The organism is Rubellimicrobium rubrum, assembly GCF_006152115.1.
GTDB classification, from domain to species: domain Bacteria; phylum Pseudomonadota; class Alphaproteobacteria; order Rhodobacterales; family Rhodobacteraceae; genus Rubellimicrobium; species Rubellimicrobium rubrum.
In genome coordinates this window covers 1-16,689 of the sequence record NZ_VDFU01000024.1, presented here as the reverse complement: position 1 = coordinate 16,689, position 16,689 = coordinate 1, and the positions used below count along the sequence as shown (strand labels likewise).

General features: G+C 64.6%; 13 protein-coding genes and 1 pseudogene. 8 read left to right on the top strand and 6 right to left on the bottom strand.

Features of this window, described 5'->3' with window-relative positions:
* Positions 1–39: 39 nt before the first annotated feature.
* The 5 genes and pseudogenes from FHG66_RS16210 (at position 40) to FHG66_RS16195 (ending at position 4,798) form a co-directional block, all read left to right on the top strand.
* On the top strand, positions 40–318 hold the full coding sequence (locus FHG66_RS16210) for an HlyU family transcriptional regulator (RefSeq protein ID WP_139078102.1): 279 nt from the start codon (positions 40–42) through the stop codon (positions 316–318).
* 151 nt (positions 319–469) lie between these two features.
* Positions 470–1,119: pseudogene (locus tag FHG66_RS22980) on the top strand (DDE-type integrase/transposase/recombinase).
* Between the two features lie 495 nt (positions 1,120–1,614).
* Positions 1,615–2,067, top strand: a complete 453-nt coding sequence (locus FHG66_RS16205; RefSeq protein WP_139078101.1) for a (2Fe-2S)-binding protein — start codon at positions 1,615–1,617, stop codon at positions 2,065–2,067.
* Positions 2,067–4,358, top strand: a complete 2,292-nt coding sequence (locus tag FHG66_RS16200; protein ID WP_139078135.1) for a xanthine dehydrogenase family protein molybdopterin-binding subunit — start codon at positions 2,067–2,069, stop codon at positions 4,356–4,358. The genes FHG66_RS16205 and FHG66_RS16200 overlap by 1 nt, the downstream gene beginning before the upstream one ends.
* A gap of 14 nt (positions 4,359–4,372) precedes the next feature.
* A complete protein-coding gene (locus FHG66_RS16195) occupies positions 4,373–4,798 on the top strand; it encodes a hypothetical protein (protein ID WP_139078100.1) in 426 nt (141 codons plus the stop codon).
* Between the two features lie 607 nt (positions 4,799–5,405).
* On the opposite strand, the gene FHG66_RS21675 is transcribed toward FHG66_RS16195, so the two are convergent.
* Entirely contained in the window at positions 5,406–7,013 is a 1,608-nt protein-coding gene (locus FHG66_RS21675; RefSeq protein WP_176556288.1) for an NTP transferase domain-containing protein, read from the bottom strand.
* 528 nt (positions 7,014–7,541) lie between these two features.
* Between FHG66_RS21675 and FHG66_RS16185 the strand changes: the two genes are divergently transcribed.
* Positions 7,542–7,829 carry an SH3 domain-containing protein gene (locus FHG66_RS16185; RefSeq protein WP_139078099.1) on the top strand — a complete coding sequence of 96 codons (288 nt, stop codon included), beginning with the start codon at positions 7,542–7,544 and terminating at the stop codon, positions 7,827–7,829.
* A 535-nt stretch (positions 7,830–8,364) separates the two neighbouring features.
* On the opposite strand, the gene FHG66_RS16180 is transcribed toward FHG66_RS16185, so the two are convergent.
* The 3 genes from FHG66_RS16180 to FHG66_RS16170 all read right to left on the bottom strand — a co-directional run bounded on the left by FHG66_RS16180 (position 8,365) and on the right by FHG66_RS16170 (position 11,424).
* Complete coding sequence (locus FHG66_RS16180) at positions 8,365–9,771, bottom strand: TRAP transporter large permease (protein WP_139078098.1); 1,407 nt, start codon at positions 9,769–9,771, stop codon at positions 8,365–8,367.
* A gap of 4 nt (positions 9,772–9,775) precedes the next feature.
* Positions 9,776–10,348, bottom strand: coding sequence for a TRAP transporter small permease (locus FHG66_RS16175; RefSeq protein ID WP_139078097.1), 573 nt, complete (start codon positions 10,346–10,348; stop codon positions 9,776–9,778).
* A 98-nt stretch (positions 10,349–10,446) separates the two neighbouring features.
* The gene (locus FHG66_RS16170; RefSeq protein WP_139078096.1) at positions 10,447–11,424 is read right to left on the bottom strand and encodes a sialic acid TRAP transporter substrate-binding protein SiaP; all 978 of its coding nucleotides are present in this window, start codon (positions 11,422–11,424) and stop codon (positions 10,447–10,449) included.
* A gap of 518 nt (positions 11,425–11,942) precedes the next feature.
* Here FHG66_RS16170 and FHG66_RS16165 point away from each other — a divergent pair.
* Positions 11,943–12,983: an L-idonate 5-dehydrogenase gene (locus FHG66_RS16165; protein WP_139078095.1), complete on the top strand. Its 1,041-nt coding sequence runs from the start codon at positions 11,943–11,945 to the stop codon at positions 12,981–12,983.
* A gap of 99 nt (positions 12,984–13,082) precedes the next feature.
* Here the strand turns inward: FHG66_RS16165 and FHG66_RS16160 are convergent, their stop codons facing one another.
* Complete coding sequence (locus FHG66_RS16160) at positions 13,083–14,258, bottom strand: alpha-hydroxy acid oxidase (RefSeq protein ID WP_139078134.1); 1,176 nt, start codon at positions 14,256–14,258, stop codon at positions 13,083–13,085.
* Between the two features lie 480 nt (positions 14,259–14,738).
* On the opposite strand from FHG66_RS16160, the gene FHG66_RS16155 reads away from it, so the two are divergent.
* Positions 14,739–15,569, top strand: coding sequence for a transglutaminase-like domain-containing protein (locus FHG66_RS16155; protein WP_139078094.1), 831 nt, complete (start codon positions 14,739–14,741; stop codon positions 15,567–15,569).
* A gap of 187 nt (positions 15,570–15,756) precedes the next feature.
* Here the strand turns inward: FHG66_RS16155 and FHG66_RS16150 are convergent.
* On the bottom strand, positions 15,757–16,689 hold a 933-nt coding region (locus FHG66_RS16150; protein ID WP_139078093.1), incomplete at its 5' end, for an alpha-E domain-containing protein.

The following is a 16,689-nucleotide window of genomic DNA, read 5'->3' as shown; positions in this document are numbered from 1 at the left end:
CCCTCACCCCCGCTTTCGAATCTTAGAGGACGTCCCGCCATGCCGTTCTGGTCCCGCTTCTTCGGAGGCAAGCAAGCCAAGGAGCCTGACGCTGCTCTCTCCGAGGAGCACAAGGGCTTCCGCATCACGCCCAACCCCATCCGCGAGGGCGGCCAGTACCGCATCGCCGCGCGCATCGAAAAGGAGGTGGCTGGCGTTCTTCGCGTCCACGATCTCGTTCGCGCCGACACCGTAGCCGCTCCGGACGAGGCGCACGCGCTGTCGCTGGCGAAGGCCCGGCAAGTGATCAACGAGCGGGGGGAGCGGCTGTTCGACTGAGTGACGGCGGAGAACATGGGTGCAGTGGGCTCTGTCACATGAACTCGGGTCGGCGGTCTCGGAAGACCTTGGCTTGGGGGGAAGGGGACCGGCGACCCTCGCCGGCATGACCCAGAGCAGTCCGTTCTGCCACGTCATGACGTCGCCTTAGGTGATCCGTCCGGCGGTGGCGATTGATGGTCGCTTCCCGCTCTCATCTGGAACTTTCGGGGACCTTCTCCACAGTCGTAGGACGGAGGCGAGCCATGAGATGGCGCAGTTTCGATGGCGGCGCTTTGGCCCGATGTTCGCGGCAGAGACCCTCGGGTGGCGCGTAAGTGGAATGCGCCTTTGCCGCTGGCGATGGCACCTCGAAGAGGTGTACGTGAAGAGCAATGGCTTGCAGCACACCTCCTGCAGGCGGTGAACCACGAAGGCGAGGAACTATGGCCTGATGTCTCCAAGCAGAGCGAGGGCCTGCAGCACTGACGTCCCCTAGAAAGCGGCTGAAGCAGAGCTGACGCGCAGGCGACGGTTGTGCTCAAATCATAAGGAGCGGCCCTCAAGGAGGTTGGGACAAAGCGCAAGCAGGTCGCCGGGCAGTGGGAGAACAACCGGGCCGAAGACGACCACCAGCCGTTCCGACGAAGAGAGCGAACCACACTTCGTTTCCGGCGCGTGCGGAGTCTGCAGACATCCGCTACCGTCCACGGGTCAGCGTAGAACCGCCTCCAGGCCGAGCGGAGCTTCGCATGCCGAGTCGCCTGCAAGCATACATGTGCCGCCGCTCTCGTTGAATGGCGGGCGCGCTGGGCCAACTGACGAACGGCGCAGTTGCCGGAACCCACACGACTTCGCATCCGACTGACAGCACGTGCCATGGGCCAGAGTAACCTCGGTCCCATGTCCCTGGATCGAGAAGAACTGCGGGGCCATTCAGGGAGGACAGCACTGTCTTGTCTATTTCATCCAGCTGCCCCGCCGGCCGTCGGGCTGGGCCGCTCCGCTCGGCGGAACCGCAGGCGGCGCCCAAGCGATCCCGACGCTGTGACATGTGTGAACTTGCATTAGCCGAGCCAGGCAAGAGGCCGGACCCATTTCGGCAAGCACCATTTGGTTGTTGATGAACTGCTTTCTTCTCGTCTACCGTGAGATGCGGATGACCGCCCCGGCAAGTTTGATGAGATGATCCGTCGAGCGCGAGCGAAAGCCGCGTAAAGACTGGAAGGAAATGCCGCAAACCAGTTTCGCAGCATCAAAGCAAAGCGGCGGGGCGGTGCAGCGATCAGCCTCGCGACAGTTTAAGGAAAGCCGATCATGGTGAACTTTGTTGTCAACAGCGAGCAGCAGCGATTTGACGGCGACGAGGACACCCCGCTGCTGTGGGTCCTTCGCGACGAGCTTGGTTTTACCGGCACCAAATACGGCTGCGGGATCGCCGCTTGCGGTGCCTGCACGGTCCACATCGACGGCCAGCCATCCTTCGCTTGCATCACGCCGGTGGGCACCCTCGAAGGAGCGGAGATCACCACCATCGAAGGCCTCTCCCCGACCGGAGATCACCCGGTCCAGGTTGCCTGGCGAGAGCTCAACGTTGTGCAATGCGGCTACTGCCAAGCTGGGCAGATCATGCAGGCGGCGGCGCTCGTGGACAACTCCGAGTCCCTCAGCGACGAGGACATCGACGCCGTGATGAGCGCAAACCTGTGCCGCTGCGGCACATACCCACGCATCCGCGCAGCAATCAAGCAAGCGATGGAGGCCAAGTGATGCGAGCAGCCCAGATCACCAATGTGAGTCGCCGCTCGCTGCTGGGGGGCATCGGCGCAGGGGCCTTTGTGCTTGCTGTGGGGCTTCCGAGCACGGGCCGGGCGCAGGAAGAAGAGCCGGGCTTCGGGCCCGATGCCATGCCGAATGGCTGGCGCGATGACCCCAGCACGTTCATCGCCATCGCGCCCGATGGCACTGTCACTGTCACCTGCCATCGCTCGGAGATGGGGCAGGGCGTGCGGACCTCCATCGCTATGGTTATCGCCGATGAGTTGGGCGCTGATTGGGACAAGGTGCGGGTCGCGCAGGCGCCCGGCAACGAGGAAAAGTACGGCAACCAAGACACCGACGGCTCGCGTAGCCTGAGGCATTTCTTCATGCCGATGCGCCGCGCGGGCGCGGCTGCGCGTGTCATGCTCGAACAGGCCGCGGCGAGCCGCTGGGGAGTCCCTGTCTCGGAGGTGTCGGCTGATAGGCACACGGTGACCCATGCCGGCTCCGGCAGGACGCTGGGTTATGGTGAGCTGGCCGAGGCGGCACGGGACCTCGAAGTCCCCGAGCGCGACAGCCTTGTGCTCAAGGACCCCTCCGCGTTCCGCTACATCGGCACCGACCGGGTCGGCTTGGTCGACAATAGCGGCATCACTACCGGCAAGGCCACTTACGGCATCGACGTGCGGCGTGATGGCATGCTCTACGCCGTGGTCGCGCGGCCACCCGTCTATGGCGGACGGGTCAAGAGCTACGATGACAGTGCCGCACTGGCGATCGAGGGCGTGGAGAAGGTCGTCAAGATCGATCCGGTTGAGTTCCCGACCGAGTTCGCGCCCCTGGGCGGCATCGCGGTGATCGCGCGGAATACCTATCTCGCGATCCAGGGCCGCAACGCCCTCACGGTCGAATGGGAGAGCGGCCCCAATGCAGGCTACGACAGCGAGACATACAGGGAGACACTGTCGCAGGCGGTCAGTTCCGCCAGCGGCACGGTGATCCGCGAGCAGGGTGATTTTGACAAGGCGTTCGCAGGAGCGGCGCAGGTTGTCGAAGCCGAATACTACATCCCCCATCTCGCGCAGGCGCCGATGGAGCCGCCTGCGGCGGTGGTCGAGATCCGGGACGGTCTGGTCGAAGCCTGGGCTTGTACCCAGGCCCCACAGGTCACGCGTCTTCGGCTGGCTGAGCGGCTCGGCCTCCCCGCAGAGGCGGTGACGGTCAACGTGACGCTGCTCGGCGGCGGCTTCGGCCGCAAGTCCAAGCCCGATTTCGTCCTGGAGGCGGGCATCCTCAGCCAGGCGATGGGCGGCACGCCCGTGAAGCTGACCTGGACCCGCGAGGATGACATCCAGCACGGCTATTATCACACCGTATCTGTCGAAAGGATGTCGGCCGGTCTCGACGCGACCGGCAAGACCATGGCTTGGCGGCACCGCACGGCTGCGCCAACCATCGGCTCGATCTTTGCGCCCGATCCCACGCAGAAGCTGCCTTTCGAGCTGGGCATGGGGCTGCTCAACATGCCACTGGCCATCGAGAACATCCGCGCCGAAAATCCAGCGGCCCCAGCCCATGTGCGCATCGGCTGGTACCGCTCGGTGTCGAACATTCCGCATGCCTTTGCGATCCAGTCCTTCGCGGCCGAGCTCGCCCATGCTGCCGGACGCGACCAGAAGGACTATCTCCTCGAGCTGATCGGGCCGCCGCGGCGGGTCACCCCCACGGTTCAAGGCGATGTCTGGAACTACGGCGAGGACCCCGATCTTTATCTGATCGACACCGGTCGCATGGCGGCGGTGGTCGAGGCTGCGGCCGAGGGTATCGAATGGGGACGCGAGATGACGCAGGGGCGCGGACTCGGAATTGCCGGCCATTACAGTTTTCTCAGCTACGTCGCGGTAGCCGCCGAGGCCGAGGTGGTCGATGGCGCAGTCACGGTGCCGCGCGTGTCCATCGCGATCGATTGTGGCGCCCACGTGAATCCCGACCGCATCCGCTCGCAGATGGAGGGGGCGGTCATCATGGGGCTGGGCCAGGCGTTGATGACGGAGGTGTCCTTTGCCGAGGGTCGGGCGCAGCAGGAGAACTTCGATGGCTATCTGATCCCGCGCATGGAGAACGCCCCCAAGCGCATCGACGTCCATCTAGTCGGCGGCGATGCGACTTATGGCCGGCCGCTGGGCGGGGTCGGCGAACCGGGGCTTCCACCAGTCGTTCCGGCAATCACCAACGCGGTCTTCGCAGCAAGCGGCAAGCGGATTCGGCGGCTACCTATTGCCGATCAACTGCGTAGCTGAAGGGAGCCCTCACTGTGACGAACTTGAAGACTTCATTGATGGGCGTGGCTATGGCCGCCCTTTTTGCTGGCCCGGCTGCTGCGCATGACTGCGCCGGCCAGATTGATGAGTTTGAGCAGCTGCTCGACTTTGTTGCCGAGGAGGCGATCTCCACCTCCTCCGGTGGCCAGGGGGTTGCCGGAGCGCGCGAGGCGCAGGCGATCGAGGAGTCCGGCGCGGCCGAGGAAGGGCCGGGAACCGAGGAGCCTGTCATTCCGGTGCAGAATGAGGGCGACGAGGCTCTCGCCGTTCAGGAAGCGGATGACGCCGGCGATGCCGGCGGGAACGTGATCGAAACCCGCGTCAAGCTGCAGGAGGCCCGGCAGATGGCCGAGGAAGGTCAGGAGGCCGCTTGTGTCGAGGCGCTTCACGGATTGATCGCCCAACTGCTCGCCAACTAGGGCTGCCGCCCGAGCGAGAGATCCGACGGGAGCGCACGCGCTGCAGAGAGGCTGTGCCGGGGGCGATGCGTTCAGTGGCTCCCCCGGCGCATATTGCCGGACGATGGCGTCGAGGAAAGCCAAGTGCTTCCGCAGGACAGTGACAAGTGCAGTGCTCTTGGGCTGACAACGATCTGAGGGATTGTCCTAGAACAGTCTAGCAGGCCTCCGAAGGGGTCACCGCGACGGCTGGCGCTGGCTATTCTCGACTCCAAAGGCTCTGAGCCGCTTGCGGGCGAGTTCAGGAGCGTTGGGGACCCGAGCGGACATCTCATAGAACCGCCCGTTAAGGCCAGAAAGCGCCTCGTCCATCGGGGCCGTATGGCCCTGAGCGGGTGGCCGGCCGGCACACGCTTCTCCAAGCGAAGGCAGCCGAGCCTCCACTCCGGCCGCATGTCCTGATGGCGCATGCTCCAATCCCGCCTCGCGGGAAAAGCGAGTCTCATGGGACTGATGAGATTAGGACGTTGTGCAGCGGCCCGCTGATGGGCAGCGGCGCCGGACTACCATTCGGGCTGCCTTGTTGAGTACGTCCCGTACCTAGTTTCGTCGTCCCGTGATGGTCCTGCTAGGAAATGGCCTGCCCTCGAAGGAAGGCTTCGGCGCCCGCTTGGAGGTCCTTCGGGCAGTCGATGTCGAATGATGCACCGGGGTCATCGATCTCGAATCGCGCCACATCCGATCGGCGTGCGAGGATGTGCCTCCCGCCCATATCGCCGCGCAGTCCGCGCAGATCGTCGAAGAGCGTCCGTGAATAGGCTACGGGGTGAGCGGGTGCTCCGTCCCGCAGGAACTCCGCACCAGCCGCTCCGCTTTCAAGCGCGTCGATCAGGGTCGCCGCTGAGCCGGGCGGAACGAGCGGCATGTCGCCCAAGAACACGACGACGCCGCGGCTCGAGACCGGCGATGCTGCCAAGCCGCAACGAAGCGACGCCGAAAGGCCTTGGGCCCAGTCCGGCGCATGAACAATCTGCAGCGGTCCCTCCAGGCCTGCGAGGGCCGTGCCAACAAGGTCGGCGTCGCTGCCGGTCACGACAAAGCAGGTCTCGACCGGAGCCGAAAGGGCTAGACGAGCACTGGTCCGGATCAGCGGCTCGCCGCACCAGTCGGCCAGCAGCTTGCGTCCGCCGAACCTCGACCCCGCGCCGGCCGCTAGCAGAAGTGCGTGGTAGCCCGTTCTGGCTCCGCTTCGGCAGCCTCGATCGTCCGCTCGGGCGGGACCGCTCTGCCCGGAGCCAGCCCAGGGACGGCGGTCGATGATCTCGGCCACGACTGCCACAGCGATCTCTTGAGGCGTGCGAGCTGCGATGGGAAGTCCGATCGGTGCCCGCAGCCGCATCAGATCCGTCGGCGTCAGCCCCGCCTCCAGGAGGCGCATACGCCGCCCTTCCAAGCGCCGGCGGGATCCTAGCACTCCGATATAGCCAGCCGAAGATCCCAGGGCCGCGAGCAGCGCGTCCTGATCCAGATCCGCATCGTGGGTGACAACCGCGATGGCGGTCCAGGCGTCCGGCCTCAGGGAGGCAATCGCGATGTGCGGCGCATCGGTCAGATAGCGCACCGGGAGTGGTGGTGCCATCCGAGGACCGTTTGGCCGGACAAGCGTGACCTCCCACCCCTGATGCAGGCCCCCCGCCGCCATGGCCAGAGCAAAGGGATCACTGCCGATCACCACCAGGCGCTGCCCCGGCTCATGAAGACGGCGCAGCGGCCAATCGCCTGCGACTGGCCGATCGGCGGCCTGCACGCGCCGTGTCGATCCATCGCTCAGATAGCGCATCGGCCGGCGCTCCCTTGCGCCAGAAAGAAGCGTAAGCATTGCCGGATCATCCGGTGCCAGAGGCTCCACCAGTAGCTCGATGCGACCGCCGCAGGGCAGCCGGATGTCGAAGAAGGGGCTGCCATGTCCATAGACGATACGCCGTGGCTTCCCGGTCGCGAGGACATGTCGGGCATGCTGCGCCACGTCGGCCTCGACGCAACCGCCCGAAACGAAGCCCCAGTAGCGGTCGCTGGTGATCACCATCTGCGAGCCCACTGGGCGAGGCCCACCGTCCGCCGCGATGATGGTCGCCAAGGCGTAAGGCTCGCCTGCCGCTACCTGCGCCGCGATCACTGGCAGGACGTCGGTGGTCGCGTCCAGTAGCCAGTCCGGATCTGTCTCGAACTCAGGCATGGAACCCCGTTCTGGTTCGCCTCGACGGCTGCGCGACTGAAGTGGTCGGGGCACCCGATCAAAGACATTATGGACGATGGTGGACCCGTTCAGGGCTGGTCAAGCAGCATTCTCCTTCGGCTCGGTGCGATCAAGGGTGGACGTCGGGGCTGTTGAGGATCCTCAGGGAACTTCATGGCGGACCAGCCGAACGGGCCTTGTCCGAGCGATCTACTTGAGTTGGGCAGGCGTCGAACTGGAACAAGCGACCTTGCATGCATTCCCGACAGCCGCAGTGTCCTTACTCCTCCAGAGACGCTCCCGACCCTTGCCCCTGGTGCAGATAGCACGCCAAGGGAAGACTGTTGAACTGATCGAGGAACCATGCCGAAGAACCGTTACAGTGCTGATGAGATTGCCCAAGCTGCGCCAGGTGGCCGTCATGACGTTGCACGGTGGCCGGGGCCAATCTGGGGCTTTGCAAAGGGGAGGTGGCTTGAGTGGCGCAGGAGGGCTGCTACTCTCGCCGGCATGAAACGAGGTCAGATCATGCGCCGGCACGCCTTTCCGCTTCTTCTCGGTCTCGTATTCCTTGCCGGCTGCGGCGCCGGCCCCGCTGGCCGCGCGGTGGTCCAGGGAGCCGGTCCGGACGAGCTCGTGAAGCTGCGGGCGGGCCCAGGGCTTGGCTACAGCATCATCCTGGGCCTGCCGGACGGAACGACGGTTGATCGCCGCGACTGTGTGACCGAGTTGGGCCAACTCTGGTGCAGGGTGTCGCTGTCCGCCGCGCCGCGGTTCACGGGCTATGTCTCTGCTGACTATCTTTCAGCCCCCTGACCCCAACGGCCGCCGCTGGACGTGCCCCCAGGCCGAAGCAGGGCACGTTGATGGAAGCCGACCTTGGCTGACGGGACTGTCGAGACGATCAGGCTTGAGCAGGGCAGGGGCCGGCTATCCTCGACAGACGGGCAAGCCCAGCCCCGAAGTCATCCGGCCCTTAGTGATGCTCCAGGTCCGCGCCCCCTTGTCGCTCCACACCTTGGAGGACCGGCCCCACAAGAGAGACATCGAGGCGAGCCACAAGGCAGCACGGTTCTGGTCGATGCGTTTCGGGCGCCCGCACAACCTTCAGAAGAACGGCGCAGTCCGCTCTTTGGTGCGAAACCACCTCTAGGCTGAACGGACCCTCACCACCCGAGGATGGCAGCAAGCGGGCCCGCACTGCCGGTCTTGCCAGTTGGCGGGCGCTCTGCGCCTTTTGCCGGACGTCGCACCTGCTCGGACAGGGGCGAGTTCATACTCGTCCGCCAACAGAATGTCGAAGAATAGCCAGGCGGTCCCGAGCCGAGAGTGCGGACCCTGACAGACCTATTTATCTGATCATGCCGGCAGCCGTCGGCAGCCAAAGCGTGAGTTGGGGAATGAAGGTGATCGCGACCAAGGCGAGGAAGAGCGGCACCAGCCACGGCAAGATCGCCATGGTGGTACGCTCGACCGACATTTTCGATATACGGGCGAGCACGAAGATGATCATGCCGAGAGGCGGCGTCAGCAAGCCGATCATCAGGTTGAGCGTGATGATCAGCCCGAAGTGGATCGGGTCGATGCCGAACTGCGTCGCGATCGGCAGCAGGATCGGCACAAAGAGCGTGATCGCGGCAATCGTGTCCAGAAAGCAGCCAACGATCAGCAGCAGAAGGTTTACCAGGATCAGGAAGACCCAGGGCGACTCCGTCAGAGCGAAGATCCATGCTGAGAGGATCTGCGCGGCTTGGCTGACCGTCAGGAGCCAGGCAAAGATCGAAGCGGCCGTGACGATGAAAAGAACCGCGGCCGTGGTCTCGATCGTGTCCATGCTCGCCTTGGCGAGCGTGCGCAAGGTCATCGTGCGGTAGCGCACCAGCCCGAGGAAGAGTGACCAGAGCACCGCCGCCACCGCTGCCTCTGTCGGGGTGAACCAGCCCAGCGTCATGCCGCCGATCAGGATGACCGGCGTCATGAGCGCCATGACCGCGTCGAAGTCGAAGTACCAGTCCGCTGCGACCAGCAGGACAAGCGCTACGATCACGGCGACGTTCAGCGACAGCCCGGCGAGGATGAGAAGATATGCTGCCAGCGGGAACAGCCCCACGACCATGACCTCGATGGCGGCCCGGAACAGCCGTTGCCACTCGAAGGCCGCGTCGGAGCCCCAGTTGTTGCGGTAAGCGAGGACCCCGACCGTGGTCATCATCAGAAGCGTCATCACCGCGCCGGGGATCAGCCCCCCCAAAAAGAGCGCTCCGATGGAGACATTCGCCATCATTCCGTAGATCACAAAGGGCAGCGAGGGCGGGATGATCGGCCCAAGCGTAGCGGAGACGGCCGTCACCCCCACTGCCACTTCGGTGCTGTAGCCGTGGTCCTTCATCGCCTTGATCTCGATCGTTCCAATGCCGGCGGCATCGGCGATGGCGGTGCCGGACATCCCGGAGAAGACGACGGAGCCGATGATGTTGACCTGGGCCAGTCCCCCCTTCATCCAGCCAACCAGCGCGACTGCGAAGGCATAGATCCGGCCGGTGACACCGGCGATGTTCATGAGGTTGCCGGCCAGGATGAAGAACGGCACGGCGATGAGCGGGAAGCTCTCGACTCCGGCGATCATGCGCTGCGCTACGATCACATCGGGCACGACATCGTAGACCAGAATGTAGAGGATCGAAGCCGCCGCCATGGAGACCGCGACCGGTACGCCAATGATCATGAGCACAAGAAAGGCGCCGATCAGGATCCACATGGGGTCAGCTCTCCGCTGGTTCGGTTCCTTCGGGGCGTTCGAGCACCGAATGGCCTTGGCGCCAATGCACGACCGCCAGATGCGCCGCACGCAGGGCCATGAGCGCGAAGCCCGCGAGCACCGAGTAGAAGACGATGGACTTGGGTAGGTCGACGGTGACCATCCGCTCGGTGCTGATGATCGACGAGTAGCGCCAGACCAGATAGGCCGCGTAAGCGAAGAAGCTAACGTTGATGACATCCGCCACTGTTGCCAGCACACGCGCCGCGCGCGCCGGCAAGAGCCGGTAGATGAAGTCGACCTGGATGTGCCGGTACAGGCGCACGCACATGACGGACCCGACAAAGACCGTCACGACCAGGCAGTAGATCGCGATTTCCTCGGTCCAGGCGAAGCTGTTGTTGAGGACATAGCGTGTGAAGAACTGCAGGAAGACGGCCCCTGCCATGACCCAGAACACGACGAACACGAACCAGTCCTCCGGCGCGTAAACCGATAGGTCCACCGGCGCTGGCGGCTCGTCGAAGCTGTGGGCGATCTCTTCGCTGGTGATCGGGATATGTCGTTCGTCGGCCACGCGGCACCTCGCTCGCTGGTTGGACGAGCCAAGAAGGCTCGGGTCGGTGCGCCGGGCAGCACCGGCCGAGAGGGCCGGTGCGCCTTTCGGTCTGGCGATCAGCTCGCGCCGTCGGCAAGGGCCCTGATGGCCTGCCAATCTGCCTCACGGTAGCCGAATTCCTCGAACCCGACCTTTTCCCGGACGGACTCCTCGAACGTTGAGGTGTCGACCTCGATGACCTCGAGCCCCTGTTCGCGGAACTGGTCGACCAACTCGGCTTCGCGCTGCTGGACCGTCCGCGTCGCCCTTTCGGCCGCTTCCTGCGTCACTTCGACAAAGATCTGACGGTCCTTCTCGGACAACCTGTCCCACAGGCTGCCGGAGACGATCGTGTTGAGGTGATCGACGATGTGTCCGGTCAGGCTGATATGCGACTGGACCTCGTAGAACTTCTTGGCCTCGATCGTGGTGAGCGGATTTTCCTGCGCCTCAACGGTCCCGTTCTGCAGCGCGAGATAGACCTCGGCGAATGCGATGGGTGCCGTGTTAGCGCCGCAGGCCTGGGGCATCGCGAGGTAGGCCGGCACGTCGGGCACCCGGATCTTCAGGCCCTCCATGTCGGCGCAGGTATTGATCGCACGGTTCGCCGTGGTGTGGCGCGTCCCGTAGTAGGTCGTCGCGACGATGTGGTGTCCCGAGGCCTCCTGGTAGCCTGCTGCCAGTTCGTTGTAGACGTCGCTGCCAACGTAGTTCAGCAGGTGGTCCGGCCCGTCGAAGATGTAGGGGTAGTAGGTCACTCCGATCGGCGGATAGGCCCGGGCGGCAAAGCTCGACCCAGAGATGATGATGTCGACCGTGCCGAGAGACAGGCCTTGGTTGATGTCGGTTTCCTTACCAAGCTGCGAGGCAGGGAAGACGTCGATCTCGTAGCGCCCTTCCGTCCGCTCGGCGATCTGCTCGGCCGCCCAGACCGACTCCGTATGGAAGGGCTCCGAAGTCTCGTAGACGTGCGCCCACTTCAGCGTTTCCTGGGCTGAGACGGCGCTCACGGCAAGTACCGAGACGGATGCGGCGATCGCGACAGCTCGTAGCATGGCTTTCCTCCCCACTTGGCCTTTCTGGCCTTTCTCTGGTGGAACGTGACAGGTGCGTTTGCCACGGTCAACCTGACCGTGTCTCAACAGAGGCTGATATCGCTGCGTGACTCACCGGAACTGCTGTTGCTCGGTGCAGCCTTCACGTCTGCCTTTGCCCGAAGGCAGGCGACTTGGGGAGTGCGAGCGGTCACCGGACGAAGAACGGTTCTGTCTGGGCAAAGTGGCCTGCTGCCGGTTTCGTGGACAGCAAGTTAGGGTAGCACTGCCTGCCGCTCGAACTCCATCGGGCTGAGATAGCCCAAAGTGCAGGGATCACCTCCAGCGCGGATGGTCAGCGGATCTGATGGCGCGTCTCAAGGATTGAGGGCGGGCGCTGTGGCTTGCATGATCATGGAGAAGGAGGGCAGGATGATGAGGTCAGCTTCGGCTGCCGGCTCCGGTTATGCTGTTGTCGTTTCCTGTTTTCGCCCCCCAGTACCCCCGGCTGCCCTGACGCCACTAGAATGAGGTCGCCCATGTCCGTTCGCGTCTGCCGTCTTCACGGTCAGCATGACCTGAGGCTTGAGGTTGTGCCCGAGATCCAGCCAGGCGAAGGCGAGGTGTCGGTTCGTATCGGCGCTGCTGGAATCTGCGGGTCCGATCTGCACTACTTCCAGGATGGCGGCTTCGGCCCGATCCGAGTGCGCGAGCCGATCATCCTCGGGCACGAGGCCGCAGGCACGGTCGAGCGTCTCGGACAAGGCGTGACCGGCCTTGCCGTGGGTGATCGGGTCGCCGTGAATCCCAGCAGGCCCTGTGGGCGTTGCCGATACTGCCTAGAGGGGCTGTTCCAGCATTGCCTCGCCATGCGCTTCTCCGGCTCGGCCCTGCGCTTCCCTCATGAGCAGGGCCTGTTCCGCGACCGGGTTGTCGTGCAAGCGACGCAATGCGTTGTTGTCTCAGGTGGCAGAAGCATTGCCGAGACCGCTTGCTCAGAACCTCTTGCCGTGTGCCTGCACGCTGCGAACCGCGCGGGGGAACTCATGGGAGCCCGGGTGCTCGTCACCGGAGCCGGACCCATCGGCGCGCTCTGCGTCGCCGTGGCATCGCACCGCGGCGCAGCCGAGATCGTGGTCACCGATCTGCATGATCAGCCCCTTGCCGTGGCACGCCGAATGGGCGCGACCAAGACGATCAACATCGCCGCCGATCCGCGGGCCTTGGAGGTTTACGAGACCGACAAAGGGCACTTCGACATGGCCTTCGAGTGTTCGGCCGCGGCGGCTGCGATCGACGCTGCGATACGATGCGTCCGACCACTGGGCCGCATCGTCCAGGTCGGCGTGGCCGGAGCCCTGCCCGTTGCGATCAGCGCTCTCGTCGGCAAGGAGATCGCTTTCCTCGGGACGCATCGCTTCCACGCCGAGTTCACCGAAGCCGCTCGCCTGATCGACTCCGGAGTGATCGACGTAAAGACCATCATCACCCACAGTTTCGCACCGGAAGACCTGGCCGAGGCATTTCGGGTCGCCGGGGATCGCGCCCAGTCCGTGAAAACGCAACTGGCCTTCAGCTGACCACGACGAGCGGCGGGGCAGGCTTCCTCTGCCCCCCAGCCATGCCCTTCACCTAGCAGGAGGATCTGGGAAGGTTGCCGCGACGGGGCCGCCGTCGGCTCACGATGCTTCCGCCCACTCACCCTCGAAGGCCCTGGGGACCAGCACGATGTCCCTGTTGACCTCACGGAGGCTGCGTCGGCCACACAGTGCCATCGTGGTGTCCATTTCCCGGTGAAGGATCTCCAGCGAGCGGGTCACGCCATATTCGCCCATGGCGCCCAGGCCATAGATATAGGCGCGCCCGATCATGGTGGCATCGGCACCCAGGGCGATGGCTTTGAGGATATCCTGGCCAGACCGGATGCCGCTGTCGAGCCAGATCTCGGTTCGGCCCTTGACCGCTCGGACGATGGAAGGAAGCACCCGGATGGTCGACAGAGCGCCGTCCAGCTGCCGCCCGCCGTGGTTTGATACCACGATCGCATCCGCGCCCAGCTTGACGGCCATTTCGGCGTCCTCGGGGTCGAGAATGCCCTTGAGGACAAACTTGCCGCCCCATCGGTCACGCACCCGGGCGACCATGTCCCAATCCAGGCGTGGCTCGAGCTGGGCTGCCGACCAGGAGTGGATGTCGCCCAGGCTGGCGACACCGGGGGCGTGCCCCACGATGTTGCGGAATGTGCGCCGTTTCGTCCCGGCCATGCCGAAGGTCCAGCTCCACTTGGTGGCGAAGTCCCACAGGTTCCGAGCCGTGATCTTCGGCGGAGTAGCGACGCCGTTCTTGAGGTCCTTGTGCCGCTGTCCAACGATCTGGAGGTCCAGGGTGACGACCAGGGCCGAGCAGTCCGCAGCTCTGGCGCGGTCGATCAGGCTGTCGGTGAAACCCTTGTCCCTCTGGACGTAGAGCTGGAACCAGAAGGGCTTTTCGGGGGCATGCTCAGCGACATCCTCGATGGAGCAGACCGACATGGTGGAAAGCGTGAAGGGCACGCCGAACTTGGCGGCGGCGCGCGCGGCCCGGATCTCTCCATCAGGGGACTGCATGCCCAGACTTCCCACCGGGGAAAGAGCGACCGGCATGGTCACCGGCTCGCCCAACATGGTGCTGATGAGGGTACGGTCCGACATGTCCACGGCCACCCGCTGGCGAAAGCGGATCTTCTCGAAGTCGCTGGTGTTCTCGCGGAATGTCTGCTCGGTCCAGCTTCCGGACTCGCAGTAGTCGAAGAACATCTTGGGGGTACGCCGACGATGCAGGTGCCTGAGGTCGTCGATGCTAGTGATAGCAGTCATCATGGTTTCCCACTACGGAACAAGAGCCCGGGCCGGGATGCCTCGACTTCTTCCGCCGAGCCTTCGAGTCATATCACCCTTCTCAGGCCCTGGCAGTCCCTAGACGAACATCTCCGTCAGTCACACGGTTATTGATCACACAGGTCTGCATGATACTGCAGGCTGAACCGCGGCTGCGGGACAAGGCAACCCTCGATTGAGGTGTGCATGGGTCTGCCGAGCCACGTCTGCGAGTTCAGCGCCGGATGCGGTCGGGGTATGCGTCGAGAGGGCTCTCACTGCTTGTCATGGACCGTTACCGCGGATCAGGGCATCGGCGATGCAATGAACTTGTGCCCTGAGCCCCGACGCCGGCGCGATTTCGGTAATCTGGGTCCGTAGCAGTCGGGAACAGAGGCAACACGCGTGAGTTGCGCTCTATGCAGGTATCACAGACATTCTTTGGCTGTGGCCTCCATGTCCTCCCCCAAGGCCAAATCCATGCTCCTTCGTGTCGCATTCGACATCCAGATCTCCGCCCCTGCTTTGACTCCGCTCATCCTTGCCCTGTCTGCGTATCCGGACGAGATGCACCGGCTATCCGCTGGCCCGGTTCAGGTCGAGCCAGTTGTGCCGATCCACTGGTACCTCGATGCCTTCGGCAACGAGCGGGGCCGCCTAGTCATGCCCGAGGGTCACTTGCGCCTGACCTGGGAAGGACTGGCCTCCGATAGCGGGCGCCCCGACGACGTCAACCTCGGGGCTGTGCAGCACCCCGTGGAGGATCTACCCGACGAGGTGCTCCAGTTCCTCCAGCCCTCGCGCTACTGTGAGAGCGATCTCCTCTCCCAGGAGGCTTGGGACCGGTTCGGCAACATCGCCACGGGCTGGGGCAAGGTGCAGGCCATCTGTGATCACGTCCACGGGACCCTCACTTACGACTTCATGGCGGCATCGAGCTTCCGAACGGCCCATTCCTCCTTGCAGGACGGCAAGGGGGTGTGCCGCGACTTCGCGCATCTGGTGATTGCCTACGTCCGCGCGATCAACATCCCGGCGCGGTACGTATCGGGCTATCTGGACGACAGCGAGTTGCCGTCCCAAGATCCCGACCACGACCCCGGCGACTTCTGCGCCTGGACCGAGGTCTTCCTGGGCGGGCGGTGGTACACTTTCGACGCACGCTACAACGTGCCGCGCATCGGCCGCATCGTGGTGGCACGGGGCCGCGATGCGGGAGACGTGCCGATGATCACCTCGTTCGGCGTCACAAAGCTCGAAAGCTTCCAGGTCTGGTGCGAGGAGAGCGGCGCCCGCAGCGCAGCCGAGTGAGGGACATGGCGGTCCAACCGGCCGGGCCCGAGCAGGATGGCTGCCTGACCTCGTTTTGTAGGCTGTAACAGCCCGGTCTGGCACGCCCGATGCAACCCCGAGCCTATCCGGCCGGTTGGGAAGCTCGACAACTCGGGCTTCCCGCGTCCCAGATGAGAGGGCTTCCGGCTTCGCAAGTGGGACGTTGTCAGGTGCTCTGGGTCTGGCGCTGGCCGGCCCGGAACGGCCCCTCAGGCTGCGGGACGAAGTAGGTCGCCGCAAACGATTCATGCAGCGCGGCCAAGTCCTTCTGAACCGCCGTCAGAATGGCAGTGGGCTTGGCCTCGTTGTCGACCAGGCAATGCTCGGAGGCCAGCGCCGTGGAAAGACGCTCCGCGGCCGCCAGGGGTAGGCTCGATCCCGGCAACCGCGCAAGCGCCCGCTCGGCTTCCCTGGCGCAATAGGCGAGCGCACGGGGAAAGACGGTCGAGCAGGTGATGAACCGGATCACTCTTGGTCCGGTGACCGGTCCCAGCACGCTGCGGCGGTACATCTGGAAGGCGGTGAGGGATCTCAACGCCCCGACCCAATCCGCGCCGCGCAGCACCTGGTGGTCGCTGGCCCCATGCTCGATGATCTCGAGCCGTCCGAGCATCACCCGAGTGGCGAAGTCACCACGTTCGATGGCGCGCCCGAGCCGGAGAACGGCGTAGCCCTCATCGTCGTTCAGGGCACCCAGGAACAGGCCGGCCATGGCCTGCGCCCGCCCGATGACCTCGCGGAGGTGCTCTCCGCGTCGATCCGCTCTGGCAACGCCGGGCTGGGCGGTCAGCTGATGCAGTTCGTTGACCTCCTCCCAGCTCTCGCGCGGCAGAATATCGATCAGGGTGCGGTTATTCTCGCGCGCGCGGGCGCAGATGCTGAGGAGTGAGGAGGGGTTCCAAGGATCGCTGAGCAGGAACTCCGCCGCGTCCTCGTCGGTGCGCGAAAGCCCTCGCGCCTCGAAGTCGTCGAGCGTCCCGGTGATGCGCAGCACGGGCTCCCAGGCGAACTCGTCCGAGTCGGGCCAGTCGAGCCGTGTTTCCGAGTGGACGCTGACCAGGCGTGCGGTGTTTTCGGCCCGTTCGAGGTGGCGGGCCAT